Annotated in this window: 29 protein-coding genes; 13 read left to right on the plus strand and 16 right to left on the minus strand. The window is 70.8% G+C overall.

All coding sequences use genetic code 11. The features are described from left to right. Positions 1-5 precede the first annotated feature (5 nt). Positions 6-1,442, plus strand: a complete 1,437-nt coding sequence (locus ACSHT8_RS00580) for a phytoene desaturase family protein (RefSeq protein WP_436496628.1) — start codon at positions 6-8, stop codon at positions 1,440-1,442. A 48-nt stretch (positions 1,443-1,490) separates the two neighbouring features. On the opposite strand, the gene ACSHT8_RS00585 is transcribed toward ACSHT8_RS00580, so the two are convergent. Further along, a complete protein-coding gene (locus ACSHT8_RS00585; protein WP_436496630.1) occupies positions 1,491-2,987 on the minus strand; it encodes a flagellar basal body protein FliL in 1,497 nt (498 codons plus the stop codon). Then, a complete protein-coding gene (locus tag ACSHT8_RS00590) occupies positions 2,984-3,445 on the minus strand; it encodes a hypothetical protein (RefSeq protein WP_436496632.1) in 462 nt (153 codons plus the stop codon). The genes ACSHT8_RS00585 and ACSHT8_RS00590 overlap by 4 nt, the downstream gene beginning before the upstream one ends. 343 nt (positions 3,446-3,788) lie before the next feature. On the opposite strand from ACSHT8_RS00590, the gene ACSHT8_RS00595 reads away from it, so the two are divergent. Further along, positions 3,789-5,024 (plus strand): NlpC/P60 family protein, encoded by a 1,236-nt coding sequence (locus tag ACSHT8_RS00595; RefSeq protein ID WP_436501947.1) that lies wholly within the window; start codon positions 3,789-3,791, stop codon positions 5,022-5,024. 55 nt (positions 5,025-5,079) lie between these two features. Here ACSHT8_RS00595 and ACSHT8_RS00600 read toward each other — a convergent pair whose 3' ends face one another. The 3 genes from ACSHT8_RS00600 to ACSHT8_RS00610 form a co-directional block, all read right to left on the minus strand. Further along, positions 5,080-6,084 (minus strand): S1 family peptidase, encoded by a 1,005-nt coding sequence (locus ACSHT8_RS00600; protein ID WP_436496634.1) that lies wholly within the window; start codon positions 6,082-6,084, stop codon positions 5,080-5,082. Positions 6,085-6,191: 107 nt separating this feature from the next. Next, positions 6,192-7,016, minus strand: coding sequence for an alpha/beta fold hydrolase (locus ACSHT8_RS00605; protein ID WP_436496636.1), 825 nt, complete (start codon positions 7,014-7,016; stop codon positions 6,192-6,194). After that, entirely contained in the window at positions 7,013-7,576 is a 564-nt protein-coding gene (locus tag ACSHT8_RS00610) for a class I SAM-dependent DNA methyltransferase (protein WP_436496638.1), read from the minus strand. The genes ACSHT8_RS00605 and ACSHT8_RS00610 overlap by 4 nt, the downstream gene beginning before the upstream one ends. Before the next feature lie 56 nt (positions 7,577-7,632). Between ACSHT8_RS00610 and ACSHT8_RS00615 the strand changes: the two genes are divergently transcribed. Next, positions 7,633-8,988, plus strand: coding sequence for a PLP-dependent aminotransferase family protein (locus tag ACSHT8_RS00615; protein ID WP_436496640.1), 1,356 nt, complete (start codon positions 7,633-7,635; stop codon positions 8,986-8,988). A 37-nt stretch (positions 8,989-9,025) separates the two neighbouring features. Here ACSHT8_RS00615 and ACSHT8_RS00620 read toward each other — a convergent pair whose 3' ends face one another. Together ACSHT8_RS00620 and ACSHT8_RS00625 are read right to left on the minus strand one after the other, a co-directional pair. Further along, positions 9,026-10,420 (minus strand): M36 family metallopeptidase, encoded by a 1,395-nt coding sequence (locus ACSHT8_RS00620; RefSeq protein WP_436496642.1) that lies wholly within the window; start codon positions 10,418-10,420, stop codon positions 9,026-9,028. A 146-nt stretch (positions 10,421-10,566) separates the two neighbouring features. Continuing rightward, positions 10,567-11,190, minus strand: a complete 624-nt coding sequence (locus ACSHT8_RS00625) for a VOC family protein (RefSeq protein WP_436496643.1) — start codon at positions 11,188-11,190, stop codon at positions 10,567-10,569. Positions 11,191-11,233: 43 nt separating this feature from the next. Between ACSHT8_RS00625 and mobA the strand changes: the two genes are divergently transcribed. The 7 genes from mobA to ACSHT8_RS00660 all read left to right on the plus strand — a co-directional run bounded on the left by mobA (position 11,234) and on the right by ACSHT8_RS00660 (position 16,314). Further along, positions 11,234-11,818: a molybdenum cofactor guanylyltransferase gene (gene mobA / locus ACSHT8_RS00630; protein WP_436496645.1), complete on the plus strand. Its 585-nt coding sequence runs from the start codon at positions 11,234-11,236 to the stop codon at positions 11,816-11,818. Between the two features lie 19 nt (positions 11,819-11,837). After that, positions 11,838-12,902: an AAA family ATPase gene (locus ACSHT8_RS00635; protein WP_436496647.1), complete on the plus strand. Its 1,065-nt coding sequence runs from the start codon at positions 11,838-11,840 to the stop codon at positions 12,900-12,902. A 65-nt stretch (positions 12,903-12,967) separates the two neighbouring features. Then, positions 12,968-13,852 carry a DUF58 domain-containing protein gene (locus ACSHT8_RS00640; RefSeq protein ID WP_436501948.1) on the plus strand — a complete coding sequence of 295 codons (885 nt, stop codon included), beginning with the start codon at positions 12,968-12,970 and terminating at the stop codon, positions 13,850-13,852. Continuing rightward, positions 13,849-14,832: a VWA domain-containing protein gene (locus ACSHT8_RS00645; protein WP_436496649.1), complete on the plus strand. Its 984-nt coding sequence runs from the start codon at positions 13,849-13,851 to the stop codon at positions 14,830-14,832. The genes ACSHT8_RS00640 and ACSHT8_RS00645 overlap by 4 nt, the downstream gene beginning before the upstream one ends. Before the next feature lie 186 nt (positions 14,833-15,018). Then, complete coding sequence (locus tag ACSHT8_RS00650; RefSeq protein WP_436496651.1) at positions 15,019-15,498, plus strand: GtrA family protein; 480 nt, start codon at positions 15,019-15,021, stop codon at positions 15,496-15,498. A gap of 59 nt (positions 15,499-15,557) precedes the next feature. Continuing rightward, positions 15,558-15,728 carry a hypothetical protein gene (locus ACSHT8_RS00655; protein WP_436496653.1) on the plus strand — a complete coding sequence of 57 codons (171 nt, stop codon included), beginning with the start codon at positions 15,558-15,560 and terminating at the stop codon, positions 15,726-15,728. A gap of 31 nt (positions 15,729-15,759) precedes the next feature. Continuing rightward, on the plus strand, positions 15,760-16,314 hold the full coding sequence (locus tag ACSHT8_RS00660; protein ID WP_436496655.1) for a phosphoribosyltransferase family protein: 555 nt from the start codon (positions 15,760-15,762) through the stop codon (positions 16,312-16,314). Here the strand turns inward: ACSHT8_RS00660 and ACSHT8_RS00665 are convergent. Then, positions 16,306-17,391: a preprotein translocase subunit SecY gene (locus ACSHT8_RS00665; protein ID WP_436496656.1), complete on the minus strand. Its 1,086-nt coding sequence runs from the start codon at positions 17,389-17,391 to the stop codon at positions 16,306-16,308. The genes ACSHT8_RS00660 and ACSHT8_RS00665 overlap by 9 nt on opposite strands. A gap of 222 nt (positions 17,392-17,613) precedes the next feature. Here ACSHT8_RS00665 and fabG point away from each other — a divergent pair, with 222 nt between their 5' ends. Genes fabG through ACSHT8_RS00680 form a run of 3 tightly spaced genes read left to right on the plus strand, consistent with a single transcriptional unit; the run spans position 17,614 to position 20,144 of the window. Then, a complete protein-coding gene (gene fabG, locus ACSHT8_RS00670; protein WP_436496658.1) occupies positions 17,614-18,318 on the plus strand; it encodes a 3-oxoacyl-[acyl-carrier-protein] reductase in 705 nt (234 codons plus the stop codon). Positions 18,319-18,343: 25 nt separating this feature from the next. Beyond that, the gene (gene fabI, locus ACSHT8_RS00675) at positions 18,344-19,111 is read left to right on the plus strand and encodes an enoyl-ACP reductase FabI (RefSeq protein WP_436496660.1); all 768 of its coding nucleotides are present in this window, start codon (positions 18,344-18,346) and stop codon (positions 19,109-19,111) included. Between the two features lie 7 nt (positions 19,112-19,118). Beyond that, positions 19,119-20,144, plus strand: coding sequence for a ferrochelatase (locus tag ACSHT8_RS00680; RefSeq protein ID WP_436501949.1), 1,026 nt, complete (start codon positions 19,119-19,121; stop codon positions 20,142-20,144). Between the two features lie 6 nt (positions 20,145-20,150). Here the strand turns inward: ACSHT8_RS00680 and ACSHT8_RS00685 are convergent, their stop codons facing one another. From ACSHT8_RS00685 to ACSHT8_RS00720, 8 genes are all read right to left on the minus strand, one after another. Then, complete coding sequence (locus ACSHT8_RS00685; protein ID WP_436496662.1) at positions 20,151-20,717, minus strand: fascin domain-containing protein; 567 nt, start codon at positions 20,715-20,717, stop codon at positions 20,151-20,153. 75 nt (positions 20,718-20,792) lie between these two features. Continuing rightward, entirely contained in the window at positions 20,793-21,173 is a 381-nt protein-coding gene (locus ACSHT8_RS00690) for a hypothetical protein (protein WP_436496664.1), read from the minus strand. Continuing rightward, complete coding sequence (locus tag ACSHT8_RS00695; RefSeq protein WP_436496665.1) at positions 21,167-22,000, minus strand: hypothetical protein; 834 nt, start codon at positions 21,998-22,000, stop codon at positions 21,167-21,169. The genes ACSHT8_RS00690 and ACSHT8_RS00695 overlap by 7 nt, the downstream gene beginning before the upstream one ends. Beyond that, on the minus strand, positions 22,000-22,305 hold the full coding sequence (locus tag ACSHT8_RS00700) for a type VII secretion target (RefSeq protein WP_436496667.1): 306 nt from the start codon (positions 22,303-22,305) through the stop codon (positions 22,000-22,002). The genes ACSHT8_RS00695 and ACSHT8_RS00700 overlap by 1 nt, the downstream gene beginning before the upstream one ends. Before the next feature lie 142 nt (positions 22,306-22,447). Then, complete coding sequence (locus ACSHT8_RS00705; RefSeq protein ID WP_436496669.1) at positions 22,448-22,699, minus strand: hypothetical protein; 252 nt, start codon at positions 22,697-22,699, stop codon at positions 22,448-22,450. Continuing rightward, the gene (locus ACSHT8_RS00710; RefSeq protein ID WP_436496671.1) at positions 22,699-23,268 is read right to left on the minus strand and encodes a hypothetical protein; all 570 of its coding nucleotides are present in this window, start codon (positions 23,266-23,268) and stop codon (positions 22,699-22,701) included. Before ACSHT8_RS00710 ends, ACSHT8_RS00705 begins: the two co-directional genes overlap by 1 nt. A 262-nt stretch (positions 23,269-23,530) precedes the next feature. Further along, the gene (locus ACSHT8_RS00715; protein WP_436496672.1) at positions 23,531-24,127 is read right to left on the minus strand and encodes a hypothetical protein; all 597 of its coding nucleotides are present in this window, start codon (positions 24,125-24,127) and stop codon (positions 23,531-23,533) included. Then, a complete protein-coding gene (locus ACSHT8_RS00720; protein ID WP_436496674.1) occupies positions 24,127-25,884 on the minus strand; it encodes a substrate-binding domain-containing protein in 1,758 nt (585 codons plus the stop codon). The genes ACSHT8_RS00715 and ACSHT8_RS00720 overlap by 1 nt, the downstream gene beginning before the upstream one ends. Between the last annotated feature and the right edge of the window lie 26 nt (positions 25,885-25,910).

A 25,910-nucleotide genomic window follows, 5' to 3' on the forward strand; every position in this document is an offset into this window, starting at 1 on the left:
AGGACATGGATGCCGTCGTCGTCGGGGCCGGGCCGAACGGGTTGGCCGCCGCGCTGGTGCTGGCCAAGGCCGGGCTCGCGGTCGAGGTGCACGAAGCGGCGGACACGATCGGCGGCGGGGCGCGCACCGCCGAGCTGACCCTGCCCGGCTTCCGCCACGACGTCTGCTCGTTCGCCCACCCCATGGGCCTGGCCTCGCCGTTCTTCCGGGCCTTCGACCTCGCCGCCCACGGCGTCGACCTGCTGGTGCCCGAGGCGTCCTACGGACATCCCCTGGACAACGGGGCCGGGATCGCCTGGCGCGACCTCGACCGCACCGCCGACGGCCTCGGTCGCGACGGCCGAGCCTGGCGATCGCTGCTCGGGCCCCTGGTACGCCGGTGGCCCGAACTGGTCGACCTCGGCATGTCCGACTTCCGCTCGATCCCCAAGGGCCTGCTCACGGCCGCCCGGCTCGGATTGCGGGTGGCCGAGCAGGGCTCGCCCGCCTGGGGGCTGCGGTTCCGCGACACCATCGCGCCCGCGCTGCTGACCGGGGTCGGCGCCCACACCATCGCCCCGCCGCGCGCGTTCGCCCCGGCGGGGGCCGGGCTGCTGCTGGCCGCGCTCGGCCACGCGGTCGGCTGGCCGATCCCGCGCGGCGGCAGTCAGTCCATTGTGGATGCCGTGGCCGCCGAGTTCCGGGCGTGCGGCGGGAAGATCGTCACCGGCAGCCGGATCGACTCCATCGACCAGGTCCGCGCGCAGGCGGTCCTCCTCGACGTCACCCCCGCCGCGCTCGCCACGATGGCGCCGCTGCCGCCGCGCTACCTGCGGTGGCTCAACGCCTTCCGCTACGGCGGTGCCGCGTGCAAGGTGGACTTCGCGTTGTCCGGCCCGGTCCCGTGGACGGCGCCGGACCTGGCCAAGGCGGGCACCCTGCACCTGGTGGGGGAGCGCGCCGAGGCGGTGGCCGCCGAGCGCGCCGTCGCCGAGGGCAGGCATCCGGACCGGCCGTATGTGCTCGTCGGTCAGCCGGGGGTCGTCGACCCGGGCCGCGCCCCCGCGGGCAAGCACACCCTCTGGTCCTACGCGCACGTGCCCAACGGCTCCACCCGCGACCTCGGCGACGCCGTCACCGCCCAGATCGAGCGGTTCGCCCCCGGCTTCCGCGACCTCGTCCTCGCCCGCAACGTCGTCACCGCCGCCGACGCCGGGGCGCACAACCCGAACTACGTCGGCGGCGACATCGCCGCCGGCGCGCTGACCCTGCGGCAGACCCTGTTCCGGCCGGTCCCGCGCTGGGACCCGTACCGGACGCCGATCCCCGGCGTGTACCTGTGCTCGTCGTCCACGTCGCCCGGGCCGGGCGTCCACGGCATGTGCGGGGTCCACGCGGCGGGCCGTGTGCTGCGCCGGCGGTTCGGCATCCGTGCCGACCCACTCGACCTGATCCGCGCCTGAAACGCCGGAAGCCCCCGCCGAAGTGGCGGGGGCTTCCGGGGCACAGCCTTACTTGGCGAGCTTCAGCAGCGCCTTGACGTCCTCGGGGTCCAGGCTCTTCAGCGCGGTGACCTCGAGGTCGGTGATCGAGCGGATCGGGCTGACGTACCACTTGCCGTCGACCTGCGTCGTCACCACACCGGTGTTGGCGATCATGCCCTTGACCAGGTTGGTCAGTGCCTTCTTGACCTCGGGCTTCATCCGCTTGCCGCCGATCTCGGTCGCGGCGTCGTCGGCGCAGAACTGCTGCTTCTCGCCCTCGGCCTCGGCGGCGTAGCACTCGCCGTCCTTGGTGACGCGGACCTTGTCGCCGTCCTTCTCCGCCTCGAACTCCTTCAGCAGGACCTTCGTGGCGCCCTCGACCTCGACGGTCTCGGTGTCCAGCTTGGTGATCTTGACCCCGGTCGACTCGGCCTCGCTCTTGGCCATGTCGACGATCATCGGGCCGAGGTCGTGGATCACGGCCATCTCATCCGGCGGCAGCAGCTCGATGACCCGGGCGATGTCGGCGTCCAGCGCGGCGTCGGCGAGCCCGCGCACGGCGGCGTTGGGGGAGTCGGCGCCCTTGGCCGGGATCGACGTCTTGGGCCACTTCTTCTTCGAGTCCTGCAGACCGTAGTCGGCGATCGTGTAGAAGAGGCTCGGGTACCACTCGCCGTCGACGTTGACCGTCGCGATGCGGATGGGCTCGCCGTCGTTGTCCTTGACGACGTCGGCGATGTCGATGGTCTCGGTCTCCGGCTTGGCGTGCATGCCGCGCGGGAAGGCCAGCTCGATGAACTCCTCGGTGAAGGGGAGCTTGCTCGCGTCGGAGCTGATGGTGACCTTGCCCTCGACCAGCTTGGTGATGGTCAGGTGGTCGTTGACCTTCTCCGCGTTCGCCTCGTCGAACTTCAGGCCCTCGGTCTTCAGCTCGAAGCCCTGGATCTTGTTCGGGTCGACGTCCTTCTTGTAGACCTCCAGGCGCTGCAGCTCCTTGGTGGTCTCCGAGTTCAGCGTCGTCATCAGGTCGCGCTCGGCGGGCGCGAGGCCCGTGAGCAGACCGGCGACGTCACCCTGGCCGATGGCGTTGACCAGGCTGGTCGCCGCCGCCGTCGGGCTCTCGGCACCCGCGGGCGAGCTGCCCCGGTTGAGTGCCCACCACGTCACGCCACCGCCCGCGGCCACGGCGATGACCGCGGCCACGACGCCGATGACCAGGCCCTTGCGCTTCTTCGGCTGCTGCGGCGGCACGGGGTAGCCGTAGGGCTGGCCGTACTGCTGCTGCTCCTGGCCGTAGCCGCCGAAGGACTGCGTCGGCTGCGGGCCGGTCTGCGGGTAGCCGCCCTGCTGCGGGTAACCCCCCGCTGGGGTCTGCGGGTAGCCCTGCTGCGGGTAGCCGCCGGGCGGGGTCTGCTGGTAGCCAGGCTGTCCCCCCTGCGGGTACCCGCCCTGCTGCGGGTATCCACCCTGCTGCTGATACGGGTCGTTCGGCGGCCACTGTCCGCCCGAGCCTGGATAGGTCACGGTTCCCCTCCTGCGATCCTGCGTGCGCTCCTGCGCCGGCCTACGAAGATGCCCACGGCTCCGACGAGAGCCACCAACGAGCCGATCAGCGTGACCGTCGGTCCGGTGCCTGCGATGCCGAGCGAGCTTTCCCCGCCACCGCTTTCGACGGTGGCACCACCCGAAATGGTTCCGGTGATTATCGCAAGAAAACCGCAGATCGTTGCGGCGGTTCGCGACATTCCGAGGGTGTACGCCACGACGCTCAGCGTGACCACCGGGATGATCGCGAACCACGCGTAGAGCAGCACCTCCAAGAGCTCTCCGCGCAGGAACCCCAGGGACCTGATCACGCCGATGATCTGGAAGCTATCGCGCAGCACCGCGCCGGACCGGAACCATGGCAGGAACATGCCCGCGACGACGGCGACTAGCCCGACCCCCGCGACGGCCGCCGCGGCCCTGGTTCCCTTGGTCACGGCACCATCGTCGCAGCCCCGGGCACGCGCAGTCACAGCGCCCCGCCGATGGGTCACCCATTGTGTGCAAACGTCCAACCATTCGGCTGAGGCCAGAGTTACTGGGTGTGTCCCTGAGCGAAAAAGTTGTCCAAGGTAAGTATGTTTCCGGTGTTACGACTGGTGCGAGTGGTGTCCAACTGGCACAGTCGTCGTGTTCCAGTCCGTTTTCCGCCGGTTCGGCGGGACGCGAACTTGATCAACGTAGCGGGCGGGGGGAGCCGCCCGCGCTGGGAGGTGGGGAGCTGTGCCGGTACGCAATGGCCGCAAACTGGGCCTGATCTTGGCATCCCTCGTCCTGGTGATGGTGACCGCCGCCACCGGGGTCGCCGCGGCCGTGCCGCCGCCACCGCCCAACCCCAGCGACTCCGAGCTGAAGACCAGCCGCGCCGACGCCAAGGCCAAGGCGGGCAAGGTCGGCGAGCTCACCAACCAGCTCGCCCAGGCCGAGGCCCGGCTGATGGACCTGCAGGCCGACGTCGAGGCCAAGATGGAGGAGGCCAACAAGGCCCTCGTCGACCTCGAGTCGGCGGTCGACGCCGCCGCCAAGGCCAAGGCCGACGCCGAGGCCGCCAAGCGCGAGGCCGACAGTGCGGGCCGCGACATCGAGGCCGCCCGCAAGCAGCTCGACGACTTCGCCGCGGGCAGCTACAAGCAGGGCACCACGATGGGCTCGATGTCGGCCTACGTCGGCGCGAAGAGCCCGGAGGACCTGCTCGCCCGCGCCCAGCTGCTCAACGCCGTCAGCGGCAGCGAACTCGACGCGCTGGAGTCGATGGAGCGCGCCCGCACGGTCAAGGCGAACAAGGACTCACTGGCCAGGGCCGCCCTCGATGAGGCGAACAAGCGCCAGGCCGAGGCCGAACAGGCCAAGCGCAACGCCGACGCCGCCACGGCGACCGCCCAGCAGGCCCAGCGCGACCAGGCGTCGAAGTCCCAGGAACTCGAGGCGGCCCGCGCCGACTACGAGCGCCAGCTCAACGAGGCGCAGGCCAAGGTCGGCGGCCTGGAGAACCAGCGCCAGCGCTACCAGGAGTGGTTGGCCGCCAAACAGCGCGAGGACGCGGCGAAAGCGGCCGCGGCGGGCAACCCCCGCCCGGTGGTCGGCCGTCCCTCGGGCGACCGCGCGCAGATCGTCATCAACCGGGCACTGTCACAGCTGGGCGTCCAGTACGCGTGGGGCGGCGGCAACGGCAGCGGTCCGACCCGCGGCATCCGCGACGGCGGCGTCGCCGACTCCTACGGCGACTACAACAAGGTCGGCTTCGACTGCTCCGGCCTGATGATCTACGCCTTCGCGGGCGTCGGCATCCGGCTGCCCCACTACAGCGGCTATCAGGCCACCTCGGGCCGCCGCGTCCCGCTCAACCAGATGGCCCCGGGCGACATGCTGTTCTGGGCCACCGGCGGCCGAATCCACCACGTCGCGATGTACATCGGCAACGGGCAGATGGTGGAGGCGCCCTACTCGGGTTCGCGGGTGCGCATCGCGCCCGTCCGGTACGGCGGGATCGTGCCGTACGCCACCAGGCTGCTCTGACGCGATCGACTGACGGGCCCGTCGCGGGGAGTTCCCCGCGACGGGCCTTTCGTGTCTAGAACACCGAGACGCCGTACCTACTCAGGGCCTCGGTCACCGGCTGGTAGAACGTCGTGCCGCCGGTGCGGCAGTTGCCGCTGCCGCCCGAGGTGAGGCCGAGCGCGGTGGTGCGGTCGTACAGCGGGCCGCCGCTGTCGCCGGGTTCGGCGCACACGTTGGTCTGGATCATGCCCTTGACCGTGCCGCCGCCGGAGTAGTGCACGGTGGCGTTGAGGCCGGTCACGGTGCCGGTCTTCGTGCCCGTCGTGCTGCCGCGCCTGCTGACCGACTGGCCGACGGAGGCGTTGGCCGCCGAGGTGATGTCCTGGCCGCCGACCGTGCCGCCGATGGTGACGGAGGTGTTGGTGTAGCGGACGATGCCGTAGTCGTTGCCGGGGAAGCTGGAGCCGGTGCGGTCGCCCAGCTTGGTGGACTGGCTGGAGTTCGAGAACCACTCCGACGCCGAGTTGGTGCAGTGGCCCGCGGTGAGGAAGTAGTACGTGCTGCCGCTGCGGACGTTGAAGCCGAGCGAGCAGCGGTACCCGCCGCCGTAGATCGCGTCGCCGCCGGAGATCAGCGGGGTGAACGTGCCGCCGACGCGTTCGACCCTCGCCGCGCCGCCGGAGCCCGCCGCGGCCGCGACGAGCCTGGCGTAGTCGGCGCCGCGCACCGAGCTGTCGGCGGTGATCACCACCTGGTTGGTCACCGCGTCCTGCGCCCACGCGGTGCCCGGGATGCCGGAGTCGAGCCTGGCCACCAGCTCATCGAGTTGGCTGGTGCTGCGCGAGACGACCCGGGCGGTCCCGCCCGCGGCGCGCACGGCGGCCGCGGCGTCGGCGTCGGTCACGTTGACGACCACGCGGCCCGCGTCGAGGTGGGTGCCCGCGGTCCGCGCGGTGCCCAATAAGGAGACCAGGTCACTGGCTGACTTCGTTGGCGCCGCTGTCGCCGTTCCGGGGACGACAGCCGCGGCGGCGAGTGCCGCCGCGGCCAGGGCAAGGGTGAGTCGGATCGTTCTCATGGCTCCGCCTTCCGCAGGGGCCGGGCGGCGCGGTCAGGCGCGCCGACCGGATGGAGTTTCGAGATCAATCCCACCTAACGAGACAGGACGGGGTGGCCACAAGGGTGCTAAGGGGTGACGTCGGTATGGCGGATAAGCGCCATGACGAATTCGTGCCACCGTGCGGGCGGGACTTCGTGGCCCGCGCCCGCCAGCACGAGCAGTGTCGCGTCCGGGATGGTGTCACGCAGCGCTTCGCCATGGGAGACAGGGAAAACAGGGTCGAGTTCGCCCTGCACGACCAGCGTGGGCACCGCGATGTCGGCCCAGCCGCCGTTGGTCGGGCCGTCGAAGTCCATGGCGAAGTGGTTCGTCAGGGCCGACTCCAGGTTCCTCGTCCGCGCGATGTCGAGCACCGCCAGCTCCCGCACGGCGGCCTCGTCGAACAAGGGGGACCCGCCCGCGTAAGCGCGGAAGGACGCGACGGTGTAGTCGATCATGGCCACCGGGTCGGCGTAGTCCGGGTCGCCCTGGGGGAAGTCCGCCGAGCCCATGGGGAGGTCGCCGGTCGTGGTGTTCACGAGGGTTATCGTGGCCACGCGGTCGGGGTGGTCGACCGCGGCGATCAGGGCCATCCCGCCCGCCATCGAGCGGCCGACGACGTGGGCGCGGCCGACGCCGAGCGCGTCGAGGACGCCGATCGCGTCGGCGGCCAGATCGGTCATGGCGTAGCCGGGGGAGCCGGGCGGGTAGCAGGTCGAGCGGCCGGTGTCGCGGTTGTCGAACCGGATGACGAACCGGCCGTGGGCCGCGATCTGTTGGCACAGCTCGGTTTCCCACCAGATCATCGACGCGCACGCGCCGTGGATCAGCAGGATCGCCGGGTCCGTCGGGTCACCGAAGGTCTCGACACACAGGTCGACGCCGTTGACCGGCAGGATGCGCTCGGTCATCGCTGGGCCAGGAAGGTCAGCCACGCGTCGCCGTCGCAGTCGACGTGGTGGTCGTCCCAGGTGATCTCGAAGCCCGCCGCGGTGAGTTGGGCGGCGAAGTCGGCGCGGTGCCAGTACGCCATGAGGTAGTCGCCGTCTGCCTCGCCCTCACCCTCGCGCAGCGAGACGAGGAAGCGGCCGCCCGGGCGCAGCGCGGCGGCGATCTTGCCGAGGACCGCGTCGATGTCGGCGCGGCCGACGTGGATCAGCACGCACTCGGCCAGCACCGCGTCGTACGGCCCGCCCAGCTCGTCGGTGATCACGTCGAGCAGCTCGCCGTGTTTGCCGCGTTCGGCCTGGATGTCGAGGAACGCCTGGGTGGCGTCGGTCCGGCGGACGGTCACGCCGAGGGATTCGAGGTAGTCGGCGTCGCGGCCGGGGCCGGACCCGATCTCCAGCACGGTCGCCCCCGCGGGCGCCAGCCGCCGCAGCAGGCCCGCGTGCCGGGCGGTCGGCTCGGCGGCGACCAGGGTGTTGTACGTGGCGGCGTACGCCTCGTAGGACTGCACGGTGTTGGACATGGTTCCGACCCTACGCAGCAGGTTGACCCGTTAGGAGGTCCAGTTAGCATCACTCTATGGGTACCAGTGGGCCGGACCTGTTCTTCGCGTTCGACCGGTCCCGGCCGCGCGGCCTGCGCGTCCAGATCGAGGACGGGCTGCGGTCGGCCATCCGCTCTGGCAGGCTCGCCGCGGGGTCACCGGTGCCGTCGACGCGTGCGCTCGCGGCCGATCTCGGGATCACCCGGAAAGTCGTCGTCGAGGCTTATGACCAACTGATCGCCGAGGGATATCTACTGTCCCGGCAGGGCGCCGGGACGGTGGTGCAACGGGTGCCCGCAGTCGCCCAGGCGGTCGAGAGCGCGGCAGCTACGCCGGCCGTCGAGGTGGATTTCCGGCCGGGGAGACCGGATCTGACGCTGTTCCCGCGCGCGGCGTGGGCGAAGGCGGCCAGGTCGGCGCTGCGGTCGATGCCGACCGCCGACTTCGCCGACGAGGACCCGCGTGGCCTGCCGGTCCTGCGTCAAGCTCTGGTCGACTACCTCGGCCGGGTGCGCGGGGTCAGCGCCGACCCGGCGCAGGTAATCGTGTGCGCGGGATTCGGCCACGGGTTCGACCTCGCGGTGCACGCGCTGGGCGCCCGGCGGTACGCGCTGGAGGACCCGGGTTACCCCGGCCCGCGCGGTCATCTCGCGTCCCTGGGAATCCCGTTCGACGCCGTCCCGGTCGACGGCGACGGCCTGATGGTGTCCCGCCTGCGCGAGACGGCGGCGACCGTGGCCGTGGTGACGCCCGCGCACCAGAGCCCGACCGGAGTCGTCCTGCCGCCCGACCGCCGCCGCGAGCTGATCGAGTGGGCGCGCGACGTCGACGGCTACGTGATCGAGGACGACTACGACGCCGAGTACCGCTACGACCGCCGCCCGGTCGGCACACTGCAAGGGGTGGCGCCGGAACGGGTCGTCTACTGCGGAACCACATCCAAGACGCTCGGCTCCGGGGTGCGGCTCGGCTGGCTTGTCGTGCCACCGGAACTGGTCGACCCGATCACGGCCGCCCGCCGCGACGGGTCGACGTCGACCATCCTGCAGGCCACCTTCGCGGAGCTGCTGACGTGCGGCGACTTCGACCGCCACCTCCGCCGCACCCGCCTCGTCTACCGCGAACGCCGGGACGCACTGGTCGGCGCGGTCGCGCGGTGGCTGCCCGGCGTGGTGCCGTCGGGGATCTCGGCCGGGCTGAACATGTTGCTGACACTTCCGGGCGACGAGTCGGTGCTGGTCGACGCGGCCATGGAACGTGGTGTGCGGGTGTATCCGTTGGCGGACTTCAGTTCCGAGTCCGAGCGGGCGGGGATCGTGCTGGGGTACGGCGCGCTGCCGTTGGGAAAGGCGTTGCGGGGCGCGCGTTTGCTTGGTGCGGCGATGGGATAGCCGGTGCGCGGCAAGGAATCCGCGCACCGGCTCGTGACTACAGGATCCCGCGCGCGTGGAACGCCGCCTGCACGGTCGCGGCGTCGGTCGCGCCGTAGAGCCGCTGCGCGGTGTTCACCGTGACCTGGGCCGCCTGGGCGAACGACGTGTTCGGGGCGTAGCTGAACTGCGCCTCCAGCACCAGCTTGACCGCCTTGTCCTTGCCGAACGCCTTGTAGATGTCGAACAGGGCGCGCGACCAGATCTGGCCGTCGTGGTGGACCTCGTTGGTCTTGTCCGCGACCGTCAGGTTGGTGTCGGCGCGGCGGATGCAGTGCGGCTCGGTCGAGGTGTAGGACACCGAGTCCCAGTCCATCACGCACGCCAGCGGGGTCACCGCGGTGTCGGGCTGGTGGGCAGCCGAGTTGACCAGCGCCCAGAAGTCGCCGAAGCCCTCGCCGATGGAGCCCGCCTCGGTGCTGGTGCCGAAGTTCGGCACCTGCGCGTCGTGGATGGCGTGGCCGTACTCGTGCCAGATCACCTCGGCGTCCTCGGCGTCGTCCACCCCGCCGCTGCCGAGCTTGATCAGGTCCTTGGCCGGGTCGTAGTAGGAGTTGTCGGCGGTGTAGCCGGTGGTCTGCAGGTCCTGCGCCTCGTTGTTGATGTTGGTGAAGCCCAGGCTCTGGATGTACTTCTGCGTCTCGGTGACCGCCCAGTACGCCTCGACCTGCTCGAAGAAGTCGTTCGAGCGGGTGTAGTCGAACGTGTTGGCAGCCGAGTACGCCTGCTTGTTCTTGCGGTCGGTGATGGTGGCGAAGGTGCCGTGCAGGTAGCCGGACCCGTCGAGGTGGGTCAGGGTGACCGACTTGTAGGCCGTCGCCGGGACCGCGGCGTCGGCGTCGTTCTGGTCGGTCAGCTTTTCGTTCTGCAGCGTGGCGACCGGGTTCGGCGCGAACACCTTGCCGGTGCCGTCGGCGTGCTTGACCAGGGATTCCTCGCGGACGACGGCGCCGGTCGACGCGTCGACCAGGGAGCGGACCGAGCCGGATTCGGTCTCGGACAGCACCTGGTAGACGAGCTTGGCCTGGCCGCCCGGCAGCACGGCGAGTTCGGTGGCGAACGCCTTGCCGTGGGCGCGGCCCGCGGCGGCGGCGTTCGCGCGGTCGGCGTCGACGGCGGCGCGGGTGGTGCCGAGGCCGGACACGGGGACCCGGCCGTCGGTGACGGTGACCTGGCCGGTGGCCTTGTCGACGTGCTTGGCGTAGAAGCCGCCGATGACCTTGTGGCCCGCGTGGGTCTGGGCGTACCAGAAGTGGGTGGCGAGCAGCGATTCCTTGGTGGCGACCAACTGCAGGTTCTCGTCGGCGGTCGGAGCGGCGTTGGCGTGCGACACGAGCAGGGGGACCACGGCGGCCGCGCAGACGGCTGCCGCGGCGAGGCGACGCATGCGCATGGAGGCATCTCTCCCGGGACAGTGGACTCGGCTGGATGACGAGTCGGTGCGCTGACCGTAGGCGAGAAATCCTCCGGAAATGTTAACGAGAATGACTGCCTTTTACCGTTTGGGAAGTGTGAATCGGACAATCTTCCGTTAGGCGGCTAATCGCGGCCCTGCCACGTCGTCACGCACGCCTCGTTGCCCTCGACGTCGGCCAGCACCCAGAAGCTCGGCGCGGCGGCGTCGGAGACCAGCACCCCGCCCGCTTCGATCGCGGCGGCGACGCGGCGCTCGGCTTCATCATGGGCGACGGAGATGTCGAGGTGGACGCGATTGCGCTGTGGGCGCGGGATGTCCATCTGCTGGAACCAGACGGCGGGGGAGACGCCGAGAGGGTCGCGCAGGCCGCCGCCGTTCGGCTCGTCCTCGTAGGCCAGGATCGCGCGCCAGAACGGCCGCACGGCGTCGATGTCGAGCGCGTCGACCGCGTACTCCAGCAGCTGCGCGCCGGGGTGGGCCTCGGTGGCGACCGCGGCGGAGATCCGTTGGGCCGCTTCGACATCGGCCCGGGTGACCGATCTGGACGCGGGCGTCTGCAATCGGAGGACGACCCGGTCCGGACGCAGGTCCAGGTGCAGGTGGTCGCTCAGCGCGGCCACGGTGGCCGCGACCTCGGCGGCCGCGCTGAGGGAGTCGACGGCGACGGTGGCGGTGAGGGTGCCGAGCACGTCGCGCCACCCGAGGTCGCTGACGGCGGCGGAGGCTTCCGCGTGGGTGATGTGCACGCCGTCAGGGTGACAGTGGGCACCGACGATCTATGGTCACGGCATGACCTGGGCGGCGATCGTGCTCGCGGGCGGCAAGGCGACCCGGCTCGGCGGGGTCGACAAGCCCGCGCTGGAGGTGGGCGGCCGGTCCATGCTGGCCGCCGCCGTGAGCGCGGTCGCGATGGCCGATCGCGTCGTCGTGGTCGGGCCGGAGCGTCCGGTGCCCGTGCCGGTGGTCTGGACGGTGGAGGACGTGCCCGGCTCCGGCCCGGTCGCCGCCCTCGCCGCGGGCCTCGCGCGGCTGGACCTGCCCGCCGACACCACCGTCGTCGTGCTCGCGGCCGACCTCCCACTGATCTCACCCGAGACCGTAGGACGTCTGACGTCCTACGGCGGGCCGGTGGTGCTGACCGACGCGGAGGGGCGCGACCAGTGGCTACTGAGCGCGTGGCCGCTGGGCGCGCTGCGCGACGCGATGCCCGCGCGGCCGGAGGGGGCGGCGCTGCGTCGCGTCCTGAGCGGACTCGACCCGGCCCGGCTGCCAGCGGTGGGCGGCGAGGCGGCCGATGTGGACACCCCGGACGACTTGGCGCGAGCTCACAGGGCTCATACCGGTGGTGCGGAAGGGTGTGACCCGGTGGATTGACGAACGGGGAGGACAGCTGGTGACCGAGCCAGGGCAGGTCGAGCTCGCCGCCGAGGGCAGCACGCCCGCACGCGACGCGCAACTGCTCGAACGCACCGTGTTCGAGGTCAAGCGGGTCATCGTCGGGCAGGACCGGCTGGTCGAGCGCATGCTCGTCGGCCTGCTCGCGAAGGGCCATCTGCTGCTCGAAGGCGTGCCCGGTGTGGCGAAGACGCTGGCGGTGGAGACCTTCGCGCGCGTCGTCGGCGGTTCGTTCTCCCGCGTGCAGTTCACCCCCGACCTGGTGCCCGCCGACATCCTCGGCACGCGCATCTACCGGCAGGGCAGCGAGCGCTTCGACGTCGAGCTCGGCCCGGTCGTGGCCAACTTCGTCCTCGCGGACGAGATCAACCGCGCGCCCGCGAAGGTGCAGTCGGCGATGCTGGAGGTCATGGCCGAGCGGCACGTGTCCATCGGCGGCCAGACCTTCCCGATGCCCGACCCGTTCCTCGTGCTGGCCACGCAGAACCCGATCGAGAACGAAGGCGTCTACCCGCTGCCGGAAGCCCAGCGCGACCGGTTCCTCTTCAAGATCATCGTCGAGTACCCGACGGCCGAGGAGGAGCGCGAGATCGTCTACCGGATGGGTGTGAACCCGCCGGAGCCCAGCCAGATCCTCAGCCCTTCGGAGCTTGTCCGGCTGCAGGGCGTGGCGTCCCGAGTGTTCGTCCACCACGCTCTGGTCGATTACACGGTCCGCTTGGTCCTGGCGACCCGCACGCCCGCCGAGCACGGCCTGACCGACGTCGCGGGCTGGATCGCCTACGGCGCCTCGCCGCGCGCCAGCCTCGGCATCGTCGCCGCGTCGCGCGCGCTGGCCCTGGTCCGCGGCCGCGACTACGTGCTGCCGCAGGACGTCGTGGATGTCGTGCCGGACGTGCTGCGTCACCGGCTCGTGCTGTCTTACGACGCGTTGGCCGACGGTGTGCCGATCGACCACATGATCTCCCGGGTGCTGCAGACGGTTCCGCTGCCGCAGGTGTCCGCGCGGCCGCAGGCGCCCAGCGGGCACCCGGCGCCGGCCGGGGTGGCCGGCAGGCCGTGAGCAGGCACAAGGCCGCGGAGGGCGAGCGCCCGACCTGGGCGCCGCCGGTACTGCAGGGCGACAGGATGGAAGCGGGCCTGCGCCTGCTGGAGATCGACGTCCGGCGACGGCTCGACGGGCTGCTGCAGGGCAACCACCTCGGCCTGGTGCCCGGCCCCGGCTCCGAGCCGGGCGAGGCCCGGCCGTACCAGCCCGGCGACGACGTGCGGCGGATGGACTGGGCGGTCACCGCGCGCACGACGGTCCCGCACATCCGCGAGACGGTCGCCGACCGCGAACTGGAGACGTGGCTGGTCGTCGACCTGTCCGCGAGCCTCGACTTCGGCACAGCGGCCTGTGAGAAGCGCGACCTGGCCGTGGCCGCCGTCGCCGCCATCACCCACCTGACACGCGGCGGCGGCAACCGCGTCGGCGCGCTGATCTCCACCGGCGAGAAGATGATCCGCATCCCCGCGCGCGGCGGCCTCGCCCACGCCCGCGGCCTGGTGCGTCGAGTCGCCGAGACCCCACGCGCCACCGAGGGCGTGCGCGGCGACTTGGCCGACGCCATCGAGCAGCTGCGCCGCCCACCGCGTCGGCGCGGGCTGGCCGTGGTGATCTCCGACTTCTTGGGCTCAACCGACTGGCAGCGTCCGCTTCGCGCGCTGTCGCTGCGCCACGAACTGATCGGCGTCGAGGTGGTCGACCCGCGCGACATCGACCTGCCCGACGTCGGGACGGTCGTGCTCGCCGATCCGGAGACCGGCCGCCAGCGTGAGGTCACCGCGTCGGCCCTGCTGCGCAAGGAGTTCGCCGCGGCCGCCGCCGAACACCGCGAGGCCGTCGCGAAGGGCATCCGGCAGGCGGGCGGGGGACACCTGGTGCTGCGCACCGACTCCGACTGGATCGCCGACACGGTCCGTTTCGTCGTGGCCCGCAAGCGCCGCTGGTCGGGGGGTGGTGCGGCGTGAGTCTGCGCAACTTCGCCCATCCGTGGTGGTTCTTGCTGCTGATCGTGGTCGCGGGGCTGGTCGTGGGCTATGTGCTGCTGCAGCGCGCGTTGCGCAAGCGGACGCTGCGGTTCACGAACCTGGAGTTGCTGGAGAAGGTCGCGCCGAAGCGGCAGGGCTGGGTCCGGCACGTACCCGCGATCGTCCTGATCATCGGCCTGATGCTCCTGACCACGGCGATGGCCGGTCCGACCGCGCAGCAGAAGGTGCCGCGCAACCGGGCCACGGTGATGCTCGTGATCGACGTGTCGCTGTCGATGGAGGCCACCGACGTCGCCCCGACCAGGCTGAAGGCGGCCCAGGTCGCGGCGAAGTCCTTCGCCGAGGGCCTGACTCCTGGGGTCAACCTGGGCTTGATCACCTTCGCGGGCACCGCGACGGTCCTGGTCGCGCCGACGACGGATCGCGGCGGCGTCGCCAAGGCGATCGACAATCTCAAGCTGGCCCAGTCGACCGCCACGGGCGAGGCCATTTTCGCCGCACTGCAGGCGATCGAGGGGTTCTCGCAGGTCGTCGGCGGCCCGGAGGGCCCGCCGCCCGCCCGGATCGTGCTGATGTCGGATGGCAAGCAGACCATCCCGACGGAGAACGAGGACGACCCCCGCGGCTCGTACACCGCCGCGAAGGCCGCCGCCGAACGCAAGATCCCGATCACCACGATCTCGTTCGGCACGAAGGACGGCACGGTCGACATCGAGGGCCGCGTCCAGTCGGTAGCCGTGGACGACACCGCCATGGAGGAGATCGCCAACCTCTCCGGCGGCGACTTCTACAAGGCGGCGACGGCGGAACAGCTGCGCAAGGTCTACGACACACTGGGCGAGCAGATCGGCTACGAGATCAAGGAAGCCGACGCCAGCAGACCGTGGCTGATGCTCGGCACCTTGGCGGCCCTGATCGCTGCGGGCAGCGCTTTGATGATCAGCCAACGCCTGCCGTGACGCGTCGCTCGAACTGGCTCCGACCCGCCGTGCGAGGACGCGACTGCCGCGCCGGTCGAGTCAACCGCGTGTTGGTGACTCGCTGTCGCCCGACCCGGTCCCGGTGATCACCCGATTGCCGCCGTGCTCCCATCCGGTCCACCCGCCAGTCGCCTCCCGGACACCTTCGGCTGGGAGGCTGGCGGCATGCATCCCGCTCCACCCGCCGTCGACCGCGGTGAGCGTTTCCACGCGCTGATGGAAGCCGTGGTCGCCCGCCTGCCGTTCGGGCTGTCCCGGCTCGTGCCCCCGAGCCTGCTGGGCTTCGGCGTGATCAACGGGTTCACCTTCCTGGTCGACCTGGCCCTGCTGACACTCCTCCACAGTGGACTCGACTGGCCGCTGTGGCTGAGCATCACCGTGGGCTACGCGGTCGCGTTCGGACTGAGCTACGTCCTGAACCGCGCCTTCAACTTCCGCTCCCACGCCCCAGTAGGCCCCCAGGCGGCGACCTATGTGGTCGTGGTGATCGTCAACTACCTCCTGTGGATTCTCGGCGTAGGCAACGGTCTAGCCGCCCTCGGCGTCGAATACCACCTGGCCCGCATGGCCGCGGGCGCCTGCGAGGCGGTCTACATGTACTGCGCCATGCGCTGGCTCGTCTTCCGCGACGTGAAGCCCGACTAGAGATGGCATTTCCGTCCCGGTGGCGTTGGGGGATGGTGGCTCTTGGGGTCGCTTTCGGCTTGATCGGCGTCATCGTGCTTGTGGACGCCAACGACCCATTCGCCATCGTGGTCGGCGGTGGAGCCATCGCATCGGCTTGCTTCGCGACGGTCAGCGGATGGCGCGACACCCCGCCCGCCCGAATCGGCCTCCTCCTCGCCCTGATCGACAGCCGCCGCGTTTCCCTTTGACGGCCGGCGATGGCTACTGCACGATCGCGCCATGTTGTCACGGGCTGAGTTGGTTCAGCGCCTGGTTGAGACCTTCGCCTGGCGTGGTGATCGGACCGATGACAGTTGGTACGCCGACGTCACCGGGTGGTGGCGCGATCCCGAGTTGATCCAGCAGTTGGGCGTCCACTTGGCCGACCTGTTCCGCGATCGGAGGCCGACCGTCGTCCTCGGCGTGCAGTCGCGCGGGTTTCATCTGGGGGCCTTGGTGGCGGTCGAGTTGGGCGTTGGGTTCGTCGAGGTTCGCAAGGGGCCCGCGCAGCTCGCCGACAGTGATCGCTGGTTGACCGTGGCGACGCCGCCCGACTATCGGGATCGCAACCTCGTTCTCGGGTTCCCCGCCCGGCTTCTCCAGCCCACCGACCGGGTCCTGCTGGTAGATGACTGGATCGACACCGGTGGGCAGGCGCTCGGGGTTCGTCGGCTGGTCGACCTCGCTCGGGCGGCTTGGGTGGGGGTGGCGGTGATCGTGGATGGGCTGGAGAGCAGTGAGACCCGGCGGACGCTGAATGTTTCCGCGTTGGTGCGGGAGCGGCGGCTAGCGTAGGAATCCCGCATACTTCCGCACCGCCCGGTGGCTCTCGATGTGTTTCGCCGTCTCCAAGGTGACGTCGACCGCGAAGATCAAGCACACCACGATCGCCGGGCCCGCGAACGGAAGGCGAGGTGCGCCCAGTACGGCGACGGCCACCTCGGCCAGCAGTGCGACCGTCCCCAGATACAGCGCGCCAGCCGCGTTGATTCGCGTGTGGACGTAGCCGAGGTAGTCGGCCGTCCACTGGCCTGGGCGGATCCCAGGAACGAACCCGCCCGCCCGGGCCAGCGAATTCGCCGCCGCCGACGGGTCGAAGGTCGCGGCCGATCGAACGAACGCGAAAACGCACACCAGCACGACGTACACCGCAACCCGCGCCGGATCGCTCTCGTTCTGCTCCCAGCCCTGCCACAGCGCGGGCACGTACACCACCGCGGCCGCGGCGAGCAGCGTGCCGCTCGGCTGGGCCACCCGCAGCGGCAGGTACGTCGCCGTGCCGCGGCTCATCCGGCGGTACTGAATCGGGACCCGCCGCTGCGCTTGGGCGACCATGATCGTGCACGGCACCACGATCGCGGCGACGGCGGCCACGACCACCACCCCAACCACACCCCGGTCCAGCACGTACACCGGCGCGACCGTCAGGATCTGGCTGAGCAGCAGAAGCCGCGCGCCGTCGCCGACACCTCGGCGGGTGATCAGGTCGGCCAGCAGGATGGCGGCCACCGTTCCCGCCGTCGACAGCAGGGCCATGATGGCGAGCGCGCCCACGCTCGGGCTGTCCACCCAGTCTCCAGGCGCCGCGAACGCCAGTGCCACACCCCCGACAGCGCCGATCCCGACGGTGAGCCAGCGGACGTCGACGCGGTCGCGGGCGCGGAGGCGCCGGTGTAGAGCGCGCGCGATGAACATCGGGGTGACGCCGAAGGTGATCAGCGACAGGCCGAGCAGCCCGCCTCCGGTGAGCAGGTCGACCAGATACATCCGCGTGTCGGCCGGATCGGCGTTGAACAGCGGCACGCCCTGGCCGACGCGGAACGCCGCGATGGTGAGCACGGTGATCCACACCCTGGCGGCAGGCGAGTTCATGATCCGGATGCTCCAGCGTTGATCAACCACAGGCGACGCCGTGGCCGGAACCTGCCGACCACCAGCGACTCAGCTCACCTGGTACCGACCGCCCCGCGCGATGACCTGCGTCAACGTGGACGCCGTGCGCTGTGACGAACAGCGCCATAGGCCACCGACGGCTACGGGACGGTAGCCAGATAGCCTCCACGGGACGTGGTTCGCGGTGAGATGGGGAGCGGAATGGCACGGTCGGTACTGGTCACCGGTGGCAACCGAGGCATCGGCCTCGCCATCGCGCAGGCGTTCCTCGCCCAGGGGGACAAGGTCGCGATCACCCACCGCGGGTCGGGGGCGCCGGAGGGGATGCTCGGCGTCCAGGCCGACGTGACCGACACCGCCGCCATCGACGCCGCGTTCGCCGAGGTCGAGGCCGCGCACGGGCCGGTGGAGATCCTCATCGCCAACGCGGGCATCACCGACGACACCCTCCTCATGCGCATGGACGAGGAGAAGTTCACCCGGGTCATCGACGCCAACCTGACCGGCGCCTACCGGGTCACCAAGCGCGCGACCCGCGGCATGCTGAAGGCCCGGTTCGGCCGGATCATCTACATCTCGTCGGTGGTGGGCCTGCTCGGCGCGCCCGGGCAGGTGAACTACGCGGCCAGCAAGGCCGGGCTCATCGGGATGGCCCGGTCGATCGCCCGGGAACTCGGCTCGCGCAACATCACCGCCAACGTGGTGGCGCCCGGGTTCATCCAGACCGACATGACCGACGCGCTCACCGAGGAGCGCAAGCAGCAGATCCTCGGCAGTGTCCCCGCCGCCCGCTACGGCCAGGTCGAGGAGGTCGCCGCGGCGGTCACCTTCCTGGCCTCCGACGCCGCGGGCTACATCAACGGCGCCGTGCTGCCGGTCGACGGCGGCGTCGGCATGGGCCACTGACGACAATCCCAGGAGGAACACCCCGATGTCCGGACTGCTCGAAGGCAAGCGGCTGCTGATCACCGGAGTGATCACCGACTCGTCGATCGCGTTCCACGTCGCCAAGGCCGCCCAGGAGCAGGGCGCCACCGTCGTGCTCACCGGCTTCGGCCGGATGAGCCTGGTGCAGCGCATCGCCCAGCGGCTGCCGCAGCCCGCGCCGGTGATCGAGCTCGACGTGCAGAACCCCGAGCACCTCGACACGCTGGCCGACCGGGTCCGCGAGCACGTCGACGGCCTCGACGGCGTCGTGCACGCCATTGGCTTCGCCCCGCAGTCCTGCCTCGGCGCGCCCTTCATGGACGCGCCGTGGGAGGACGTCAGCGTCGCGGTGAACGTCTCGGCGTACTCGTACAAGGCGCTCGCCCAGGCGACACTGCCGCTGCTCGGCCCCGGCTCGTCGATCGTCGGCCTCGACTTCGACGCGCGCGTCGCGTGGCCCGCCTACAACTGGATGGGCGTGGCGAAGGCCGCGTTCGAGTCGATCAACCGGTACCTGGCCCGCGAGCTGGGCCCGCAGGGCATCCGGGTCAACCTGGTCGCCGCCGGTCCGGTCCGGACGATGGCCGCCAAGTCGATCCCCGGCTTCGCCGACCTGGAGTCCGGCTGGAAGGACCGCGCCCCGCTCGGCTGGGACGTCGACGACGCCACCCCGGTCGCCAAGTCGGTCTGCGCGCTGCTGTCGGACTGGCTGCCCGCCACCACCGGCTCGATGGTCTGGGTCGACGGCGGCGTCCACGCCCTCGGCCTCTAGCCTGGAGATCATGGTCGACGCACTGCTCTGGCTGTCGTTCGGCGGCCCCGAGGCCCCGGAAGACGTTCGCCCGTTCCTGGAGAACGTCACCCGGGGCCGGGGTGTGCCGCCCGAACGGCTGGACGAGGTCGAGGCGCACTACCAGCACTTCGGCGGCGTCTCCCCGATCAACCGGCTCAACCGCGAGGCCATCGAGGCCGTCCGCGACGAGCTGGAGCGCCAGGGCATCGACCTGCCGATCTACTTCGGCAACCGCAACTGGCACCCCTTGGTCGAGGACACCCTCGCCCAGATGAAGGCCGACGGCGTGCGCACGGCGCTGGTGTTCCCGACCAGCGCCTACGGCGGCTACTCGGCGTGCAGGCAGTACGACGAGGACATCGCCCGCGCCCGTGCCGCCGTGCCCGACGCCCCGGAGCTGATCAAGCTCCGGCAGTTCTTCGACCACCCGCTGTTCATCGGCGCCTTCGCCGACGCCGTCCGCGAGGCCGCGTCGAGCCTGCCGGACGACACCCGGCTGGTCTTCACCGCGCACTCGGTGCCGACGTCGGCCGATCAGGCAGGCGGGCCGCCGGAGGAGGGCGGCCACCGCTACTCCCGGCAGGTCGCCGAGGCCGCCCGCCTCGTCGCCGCCGAACTCGACGCGCCGGAGTACGACGTGGTGTGGCAGTCGCGGTCCGGCCCGCCGCGCATCCCCTGGCTGGCGCCCGACATCGTGGACCACCTGGAGACGGTGCGCGCGGAGGCGGTCGTCGTCTGCCCGGTCGGGTTCGTCAGCGACCACCTGGAAGTGGTCTGGGACCTCGACACGGAGGCAAAGGCCAAGGCGAAGGAACTCGGCATCGAGTTCGCCCGCGCGGCGACGCCGGGCACGGACCCGCGGTTCGCCGAGCTGGTGGTCGAACTGGTCCGCGAACACATCGCCGACGCCCCGGCCCGCAAACTGTCGGACCTCACCGCCGCGGGCTGCACCCGAAACGGCGAACCGTGCGCGGTCGCCTGCTGCGAACCGCCCCGGCGGCCGGGCGCCTGAACCGCGTCAGCAGAAGTTGGCCTGCGGGTAGGTGTACTTGTAGATGGTGAACTTCTCCCACGGGCCGATCGCGGTCGCGCGGGCGCGCAGCATCGCGTGGTCGCCGCCGGAGTAGCCCAACTCCACCGAGACCCAGCGGTTGTTGGCCTTGGAGTAGATGCTCGCCACGCCGTTGTCGCACACGATGTCGAACTTCTCCCATGGGCCGATCGCGCCCGCCCGTGCCCGCAGCATCCCGTAGTAGCCGCCGCTGAAACCGAGTTCGGCGGAGACGTAGCCCGCTTCGGTGGCGTAGAAGTACCAGTCGGACGCGCCGTAGTCGTAGCAGATCCAGAACGTCTCCCAGGTGTCGATGGCGGGTGCGCTCGCGCGGAGCATCGCCCAACGGTTGCCGCCGTAGTTGAGCTCGGTCGAGACGAACGCCGGGCCCGCCACCGGCGCGATCGCCATGTCCTTGTAGCAGTACGGTTCCTCGGCGGCGGCCGAGGCGACCGGTGCGGCGGCCACGCCGCTCAGGCCGATGGCCAGCGTCGCCAAGGTCAGGGCGGTTCGGCGCCGCCATGGGAATCCCACGGTGTCCTCCTGGTCGGGTCGTCCGGTGCGTCGCGTCAGGGTGCACCGGCCGAATTGACAAAGAGTTGCCATCGGTCACCAGGACGAGTGCTTGAGAATCCCGTCGCCGTCGCCGAGGACCTCGTCCAAGGTGTGGCCCTCCTCGAACTGCCGGTAGACCGCGCCGAGTTGTCTGGCCGCGTTCTCGGTGGCGGCGCGGACATCCGGGTCCGACATCGCCTCGCCGTTCGCGATCTGCTGCCAGGTCAGGTCGCCCGCCGCGACCCGTTCCGCCAGCTTCCGCAGGGCGGGTGGGCCGTCGGCCGCCGCGCGTTCGAGTTCGGTGTCGGTGACCACGGTGGGGCGCTGGGCCGCCGCGACGGCCTTGGCGCGGGCCGCCACTTCGTGTCCATTAAGGACCGCAGCGGCCAGCCGGGCTTCGGCGGCGGCGAGTTCCGGAGTCCGCCAGGTCACCATGATCCCGACCCGCCCCCGTTGGCGCCGGTCAGCACCGGGACGTTCTCCTGCAGTTCCTGGTCGGCCGCCTCGCTCGCGCCGACCACCTGGGCGGCGGCGTCCTGGGCGTCCTGCGCGCCTTCGATGAGCTGGGTGGCGACGGCGACCGCGTCGTCGGCGTCGCGGATGTCGGGGATGGCGGCGAGGGCGTCGCGGATGGTGCCGACGGCGTCGATGAGTTGCTGGGTGGCGGCGATGACGTCCTTGACCGCCTCGATGATGTCCATGATGGACTCATACAGCTGGTAGGCGTCCCAGACGGCCTTCACCGCCCTGGCCTGGCCGAAGACCGGGATCAGCCACGTCACCGCCGCCGACGCGATCTTGTTGACCAGCTTCTCCAACAGTTCCAGCGCTTCCTCGCACAGTGTCCGCGACACCGTCGCGAGCGTGTCGAAGCCTTTGGCGACCACGCGCGCCAGCCCGGCCTCGGCCGCCAGCCCGCCGAACCAGACGAGCTTGATGTGGGCCTCGAACGCCGCGGCCGCCGCCCCGGACCAGTGCGTCCGGAGTTCGTCCACATTGGCCGACAGGTTGGTCGACACCGCCTCGACCGCGTCGGCCGCCGAGCGCCACGCCTGGGCGTTTGCCCCGACCGTGGTCCAGTCGCCGGTGATCGGCACGATGACGGTCTCCACCAGGTTCTTCCCGGTGACCCACTCGAACAGCCAGTTCACCGCCTCGACCTGGAAGCTCTGGTCGGCGATCAGCTGCTCGATCCCGGCGGAGGAGTCCACCGCGGGCGCGACGAGGTGGGCGGCGACCGGCTCGACGTCGGCGTAGGGCATCAGCTCGCCCCGATCGTCGCGTCGAGCACGGAGGCGTTGCCGTCGTCGGTGGTCTCGTAGCTCGCCGCGGTGGTGTCGAGGCCGTCGGCGCTGCTGGTGAGGCGGTCGCGGCCGAAGTCGAGCGTCGTGCCGTAGAGCGAGCCGACGCCGTCGACGGCGGGGCGGAGCACGGTGAGCAGGCCGGTGAACCCGTCGGTGGCGCAGCCCTCGGCCCGGGTGAACTCCTTGATGGCGTCGAAGCCGCCTGCCAGGCCGCGCATGTACTCGGCGTAGGCGCGTAGTTCGGCGGGGTCTACAGCGAACATGGTGGGTGCCTTCCGGTCGTTGCTGGCGCTGCGACGCGGCGAAGGCACACCAGGGTTCCTGATGGCGGCGGAATGTTTGCCAGGGCAAAAAAATGGGGTGGCGCGGCAGTGCAGGGATCTGCCGCGCCACCCCGGTGGGCGGCTAGGCGCGCAGTCTGACCTTGTGCCGAAGGTCGGACGCAGCAGCCTGTGCGGGGAACACCGCGGTGACATACGCGATCGCGCACTCCGGGCACATCAGCGGTTCACCCGGACGCTCGCGGAAGCGAGCGTCCACCGGCATGCCGCACAGGCCCACCGTGCGGCTTACCGGAACCAGATGTGCCCGTCCGCGATATGTCGCGCTGGTTCCCCAGCACACATCGCCGCGAGGATCGGGGATGGACATCGCCATCACCCGCTCGTCGTCTGGGACATGTCGAGCCTGTTGTGGAGCACCCGGCCGGTCTCGCTGAGCGTGACCAGTCGGCAGTCGCGCAGGCGGGTGGCACCGATGACCAGGTGGCCCGCGTTGAGCAGTTCCCGAAGCCGGGCGGTGAGCCTGCTGTCGATCGGCTCACCCCGGTCGGTGACCTCGTTGGCCTCGGTCATGCCGAGGTCGCCGCGCTGGGCGCAGCGCAGGAGCACGAACCAATCGCGGGTGCGGGCGGCATCGGCGGGGGAGCGGCGGCCGCGGCGCAGCCAGATGTCGAGCAGGCGCTCGCCCGCCGAGGTCAGCTCGGCGGCGACCCAGCCGTCCCGCGCGTCACAGGTGTTCGCGAAGCCGATGAAACCGTCGCGCCGCAGCGTGAACAGCGCGCTGACCATGAGTGCGCTCAAGTCGTCGGTGCGGTGCCGCAGCGCCGACGCCGTGCCGTACGCGCCCACTTCGCCGCGCGCGACCATCTGCAGCGCGCCGAGGTGGGTGGTATCGAGCGCGAGCGGCCGAGGCCCAGACTTCCGGTCGACGAGTTGTGCGGTCATGGTGTGACTCCGGTAACAGCGGTTGGTTCAATGTGCCCATACTGGGCGAACCGCTAGGGCACCGCTCATCTCAACATCCCATAGCACCGCGTTATGGATCGCTGTGTGTTTACCTGTAAAACTGTGTAAGGCCAGGTGGGAACGGGTTTGTGACACCTGTGCGTCCGACCCGGATTATGGGTGTGATGGCAATAAGCGACGATCTTCGACGTTTGCTTGGTGCACGCAAGGATCTCGTTGTGAGCCAACCGTTACGCGGGCGTCACCCCGCGCCCGACATCCCGCGCCGCACCGCGGTTTCCGCGCTCTCCAGATCGCGCTTCACCAGGCCGAGGTCGTCGACCAGCACCGAGATCCGGCTCGCGGCGGGCCCGTCGATGCGGCCCGCCACGTCTTCCATCCGCTGGGCGCCGACGGTGAGGGCGGTGATCACCGAGGCGATGCCCGCGCGGGGCAGGGTGTTGTCGGTGCGGGCGACCAGCGCGGCCAGCCGGTAGGCGACGTCGACCACGCGGGTCGTCGGCGCCATCACCGGGTCGGCGTCGTGCACCGTGGTCGCCCCGACGCGGACCTCGACGGCGGCGAGGCAGATCCGCCGCAGCAGGTCGCGGACCTCGGAGGTGGCTTTGGGCAGCGTCCGGTGGTGCTGCGACGGCCACGGGGTGGCCGCCGCCGCGGGTTGCGGGGTGCGGGACAGCAGCGCGTTGACCACGGCCACCAGCACCGCCACGCCGAGGCCGACCGGGATGGCCAGCCATGACGGGGTGGCGCGCGCGGCGGTGATCTCCGCGGCGCCGACGCCGAGCACGACGGCGGCACCGAGGCCGACCGGGTCGGAGAGATCGTCCATGAAGCTCATCAGAAGTTCCTGAACACGGCTGTGAACACCTCGTCGATGTTCTTCGGGTCCTTGATGGCGTCGTAGGACAACGCCTTGCTGGTCGAGGCGAGCAGGCGCATCGCCTCCGGGTCGGCGTCCTTGCCGAAGGAGATGGTGAAGATCGGCATGGGCCGCTCGGTCAGCTCCGGGTTGATCTTCTGCAGCAGCGCGGGCGGCGGCGGGACCTTCGAGTCGTCCTGGCCGTCGGACAGCACGACGATCGCGTTGATCCGGTCGGCGTCGGCCGAGCCGAGCATCTTCGCGTGCGCGGCGGCGACGGTGTTGTAGAGGTCGGTGCCGCCCGCCGGGTTGAGCCCGTCGATGGCCCCGGTGATCGCGCCTCTATTGGTCGCGAGGCGGCCGACCGGGACGACCTCGGTGTAGCCGGGGGAGGAGAAGGTCCACAGCCCGACCTCGTCCTTCTCCGAGAGCAGCTCCAGCGCCCGCTTCGCCGCGGGCTTCACCAGGGCGACCTTGGTCGTCTTGCCCAGCTCCGGGTCGCTCGAGTTCGCCTCCTGCGTCATCGAGCCGGAGATGTCGAGCACGAGCAGCACCCTGGCCTCGCGCCGCGTCGTGTTCCACAGCTTGACGATCTCCTCGACCAGCTTCGGCTCCGGCAGCGGCATCGACGGCAGCGACTGCTCGGCGGGCACCGACAGCACGTCACGCAGCTCCTGCGTCGGCGTGTTCGGCCGGTCGCGGTCGCGGAAGCCCGTCGCGCGGAACACCGCCTGCGTCTCCTGCTCGGTGATGTAGCCGAAGAAGTCGTCGGCCGCGGCGCGCTGGTCGGCGGTGGCCGAGGTCAGCACCACGTACGGGTGGTCGAACTGGAGCGCGCCGTCCTTGGGGTAGATCGCCTGGAACTTGCGGATCGGGTTGCCCCGGTTGTAGGTGTAGGCCAGCTCCTCCTGCATGACCACCGCGCTGACGTAGGGCTGCGGCAGGTTCTTCTTGTCCTCGGCGGCCAGCAGGTCGACGAACTCGGCGGCGTCCTTGCTGTAGCGCGCGACCGACGACTCGACGTCGTGCACGAACCGGGTCACCCCGGCGGTGGCCACGTTCTGCTCGTCGATCTTGGGGTAGCCGTTGGCGATCGCGGCGGCGTGGAAGGTCGCGATCGAGGCGCCCAGGCCGGACGACGACAGCTCCGGATGGTCGCGGCCGAGCTTGAACTCGCCCCACTCGGGGTGGCCCAGCGACGCCCAGCCGCCCGGAGCCGTGGCCAGCTTGAGGATGTCGGCCCAGCCCGGGTTCGGGTTCTTCTCCAGGAAGACCTTGGCCATCATCTCCGGCATCGCCACGACCAGCGGGCTGGACATGATCGACGGGTGTTTCGACGACACCGCCACACCCGACTGGCCGCGCGCCTCCAGCCTGCTCAGCCACAGCGACGTGCTCGGCGTCCACACCTGCGGGACCGGGTTGCCGGTGTCGGCCGCCGCCCAGCCCTTCGACAGCGCCTCCATCCCGGCGCCGGACGTCAGGCCGTGTACCGAGACCTTGGCGCACTTCCCGCCCGCGAACTCCCGGCCGAGCTGGTTGTACCTGTCGGCGGCCTCCGCCAGGATCTCGTCCTTCTCGGTCGACGAGCTGAGCTCCAGCGACACGCAGTCGGTGCGGGTCGCGGCGTCGCCGCCGGGGGAGGTGAAGACGTAGATCCCGATGATGGCCAGCAGGCCCACGGCGACGGCGAGGACCAGCGGCCGTCGGCTGCGGCCCGGGGTCGGGTGGGACAAGACTCCTCCAGTGGGGACGATGAGCC

The sequence above is a fragment of the Actinokineospora sp. HUAS TT18 genome (assembly GCF_051364635.1).
Taxonomy (GTDB): domain Bacteria; phylum Actinomycetota; class Actinomycetes; order Mycobacteriales; family Pseudonocardiaceae; genus Actinokineospora.

Excerpts from the sequence above, each read along its gene's own strand:
- ACSHT8_RS00595 (WP_436501947.1), top strand. The coding sequence starts at position 3,789 with ATGGTGACCGCCGCCACCGGGGTCGCCGCGGCCGTGCCGCCGCCACCG.
- ACSHT8_RS00620 (WP_436496642.1), bottom strand. The coding sequence starts at position 10,420 with ATGCGCATGCGTCGCCTCGCCGCGGCAGCCGTCTGCGCGGCCGCCGTG.
- ACSHT8_RS00705 (WP_436496669.1), bottom strand. The coding sequence starts at position 22,699 with ATGGCGATGTCCATCCCCGATCCTCGCGGCGATGTGTGCTGGGGAACC.
- ACSHT8_RS00580 (WP_436496628.1), top strand. The coding sequence starts at position 6 with ATGGATGCCGTCGTCGTCGGGGCCGGGCCGAACGGGTTGGCCGCCGCG.
- ACSHT8_RS00695 (WP_436496665.1), bottom strand. The coding sequence starts at position 22,000 with ATGCCCTACGCCGACGTCGAGCCGGTCGCCGCCCACCTCGTCGCGCCC.
- ACSHT8_RS00700 (WP_436496667.1), bottom strand. The coding sequence starts at position 22,305 with ATGTTCGCTGTAGACCCCGCCGAACTACGCGCCTACGCCGAGTACATG.
- ACSHT8_RS00710 (WP_436496671.1), bottom strand. The coding sequence starts at position 23,268 with ATGACCGCACAACTCGTCGACCGGAAGTCTGGGCCTCGGCCGCTCGCG.
- ACSHT8_RS00600 (WP_436496634.1), bottom strand. The coding sequence starts at position 6,084 with ATGAGAACGATCCGACTCACCCTTGCCCTGGCCGCGGCGGCACTCGCC.
- ACSHT8_RS00615 (WP_436496640.1), top strand. The coding sequence starts at position 7,633 with ATGGGTACCAGTGGGCCGGACCTGTTCTTCGCGTTCGACCGGTCCCGG.
- ACSHT8_RS00605 (WP_436496636.1), bottom strand. The coding sequence starts at position 7,016 with ATGACCGAGCGCATCCTGCCGGTCAACGGCGTCGACCTGTGTGTCGAG.
- ACSHT8_RS00660 (WP_436496655.1), top strand. The coding sequence starts at position 15,760 with ATGTTGTCACGGGCTGAGTTGGTTCAGCGCCTGGTTGAGACCTTCGCC.
- fabI (WP_436496660.1), top strand. The coding sequence starts at position 18,344 with ATGTCCGGACTGCTCGAAGGCAAGCGGCTGCTGATCACCGGAGTGATC.
- mobA (WP_436496645.1), top strand. The coding sequence starts at position 11,234 with ATGACCTGGGCGGCGATCGTGCTCGCGGGCGGCAAGGCGACCCGGCTC.
- ACSHT8_RS00690 (WP_436496664.1), bottom strand. The coding sequence starts at position 21,173 with ATGGTGACCTGGCGGACTCCGGAACTCGCCGCCGCCGAAGCCCGGCTG.
- ACSHT8_RS00610 (WP_436496638.1), bottom strand. The coding sequence starts at position 7,576 with ATGTCCAACACCGTGCAGTCCTACGAGGCGTACGCCGCCACGTACAAC.
- fabG (WP_436496658.1), top strand. The coding sequence starts at position 17,614 with ATGGCACGGTCGGTACTGGTCACCGGTGGCAACCGAGGCATCGGCCTC.
- ACSHT8_RS00665 (WP_436496656.1), bottom strand. The coding sequence starts at position 17,391 with ATGAACTCGCCTGCCGCCAGGGTGTGGATCACCGTGCTCACCATCGCG.
- ACSHT8_RS00715 (WP_436496672.1), bottom strand. The coding sequence starts at position 24,127 with ATGAGCTTCATGGACGATCTCTCCGACCCGGTCGGCCTCGGTGCCGCC.
- ACSHT8_RS00650 (WP_436496651.1), top strand. The coding sequence starts at position 15,019 with ATGCATCCCGCTCCACCCGCCGTCGACCGCGGTGAGCGTTTCCACGCG.
- ACSHT8_RS00640 (WP_436501948.1), top strand. The coding sequence starts at position 12,968 with ATGGAAGCGGGCCTGCGCCTGCTGGAGATCGACGTCCGGCGACGGCTC.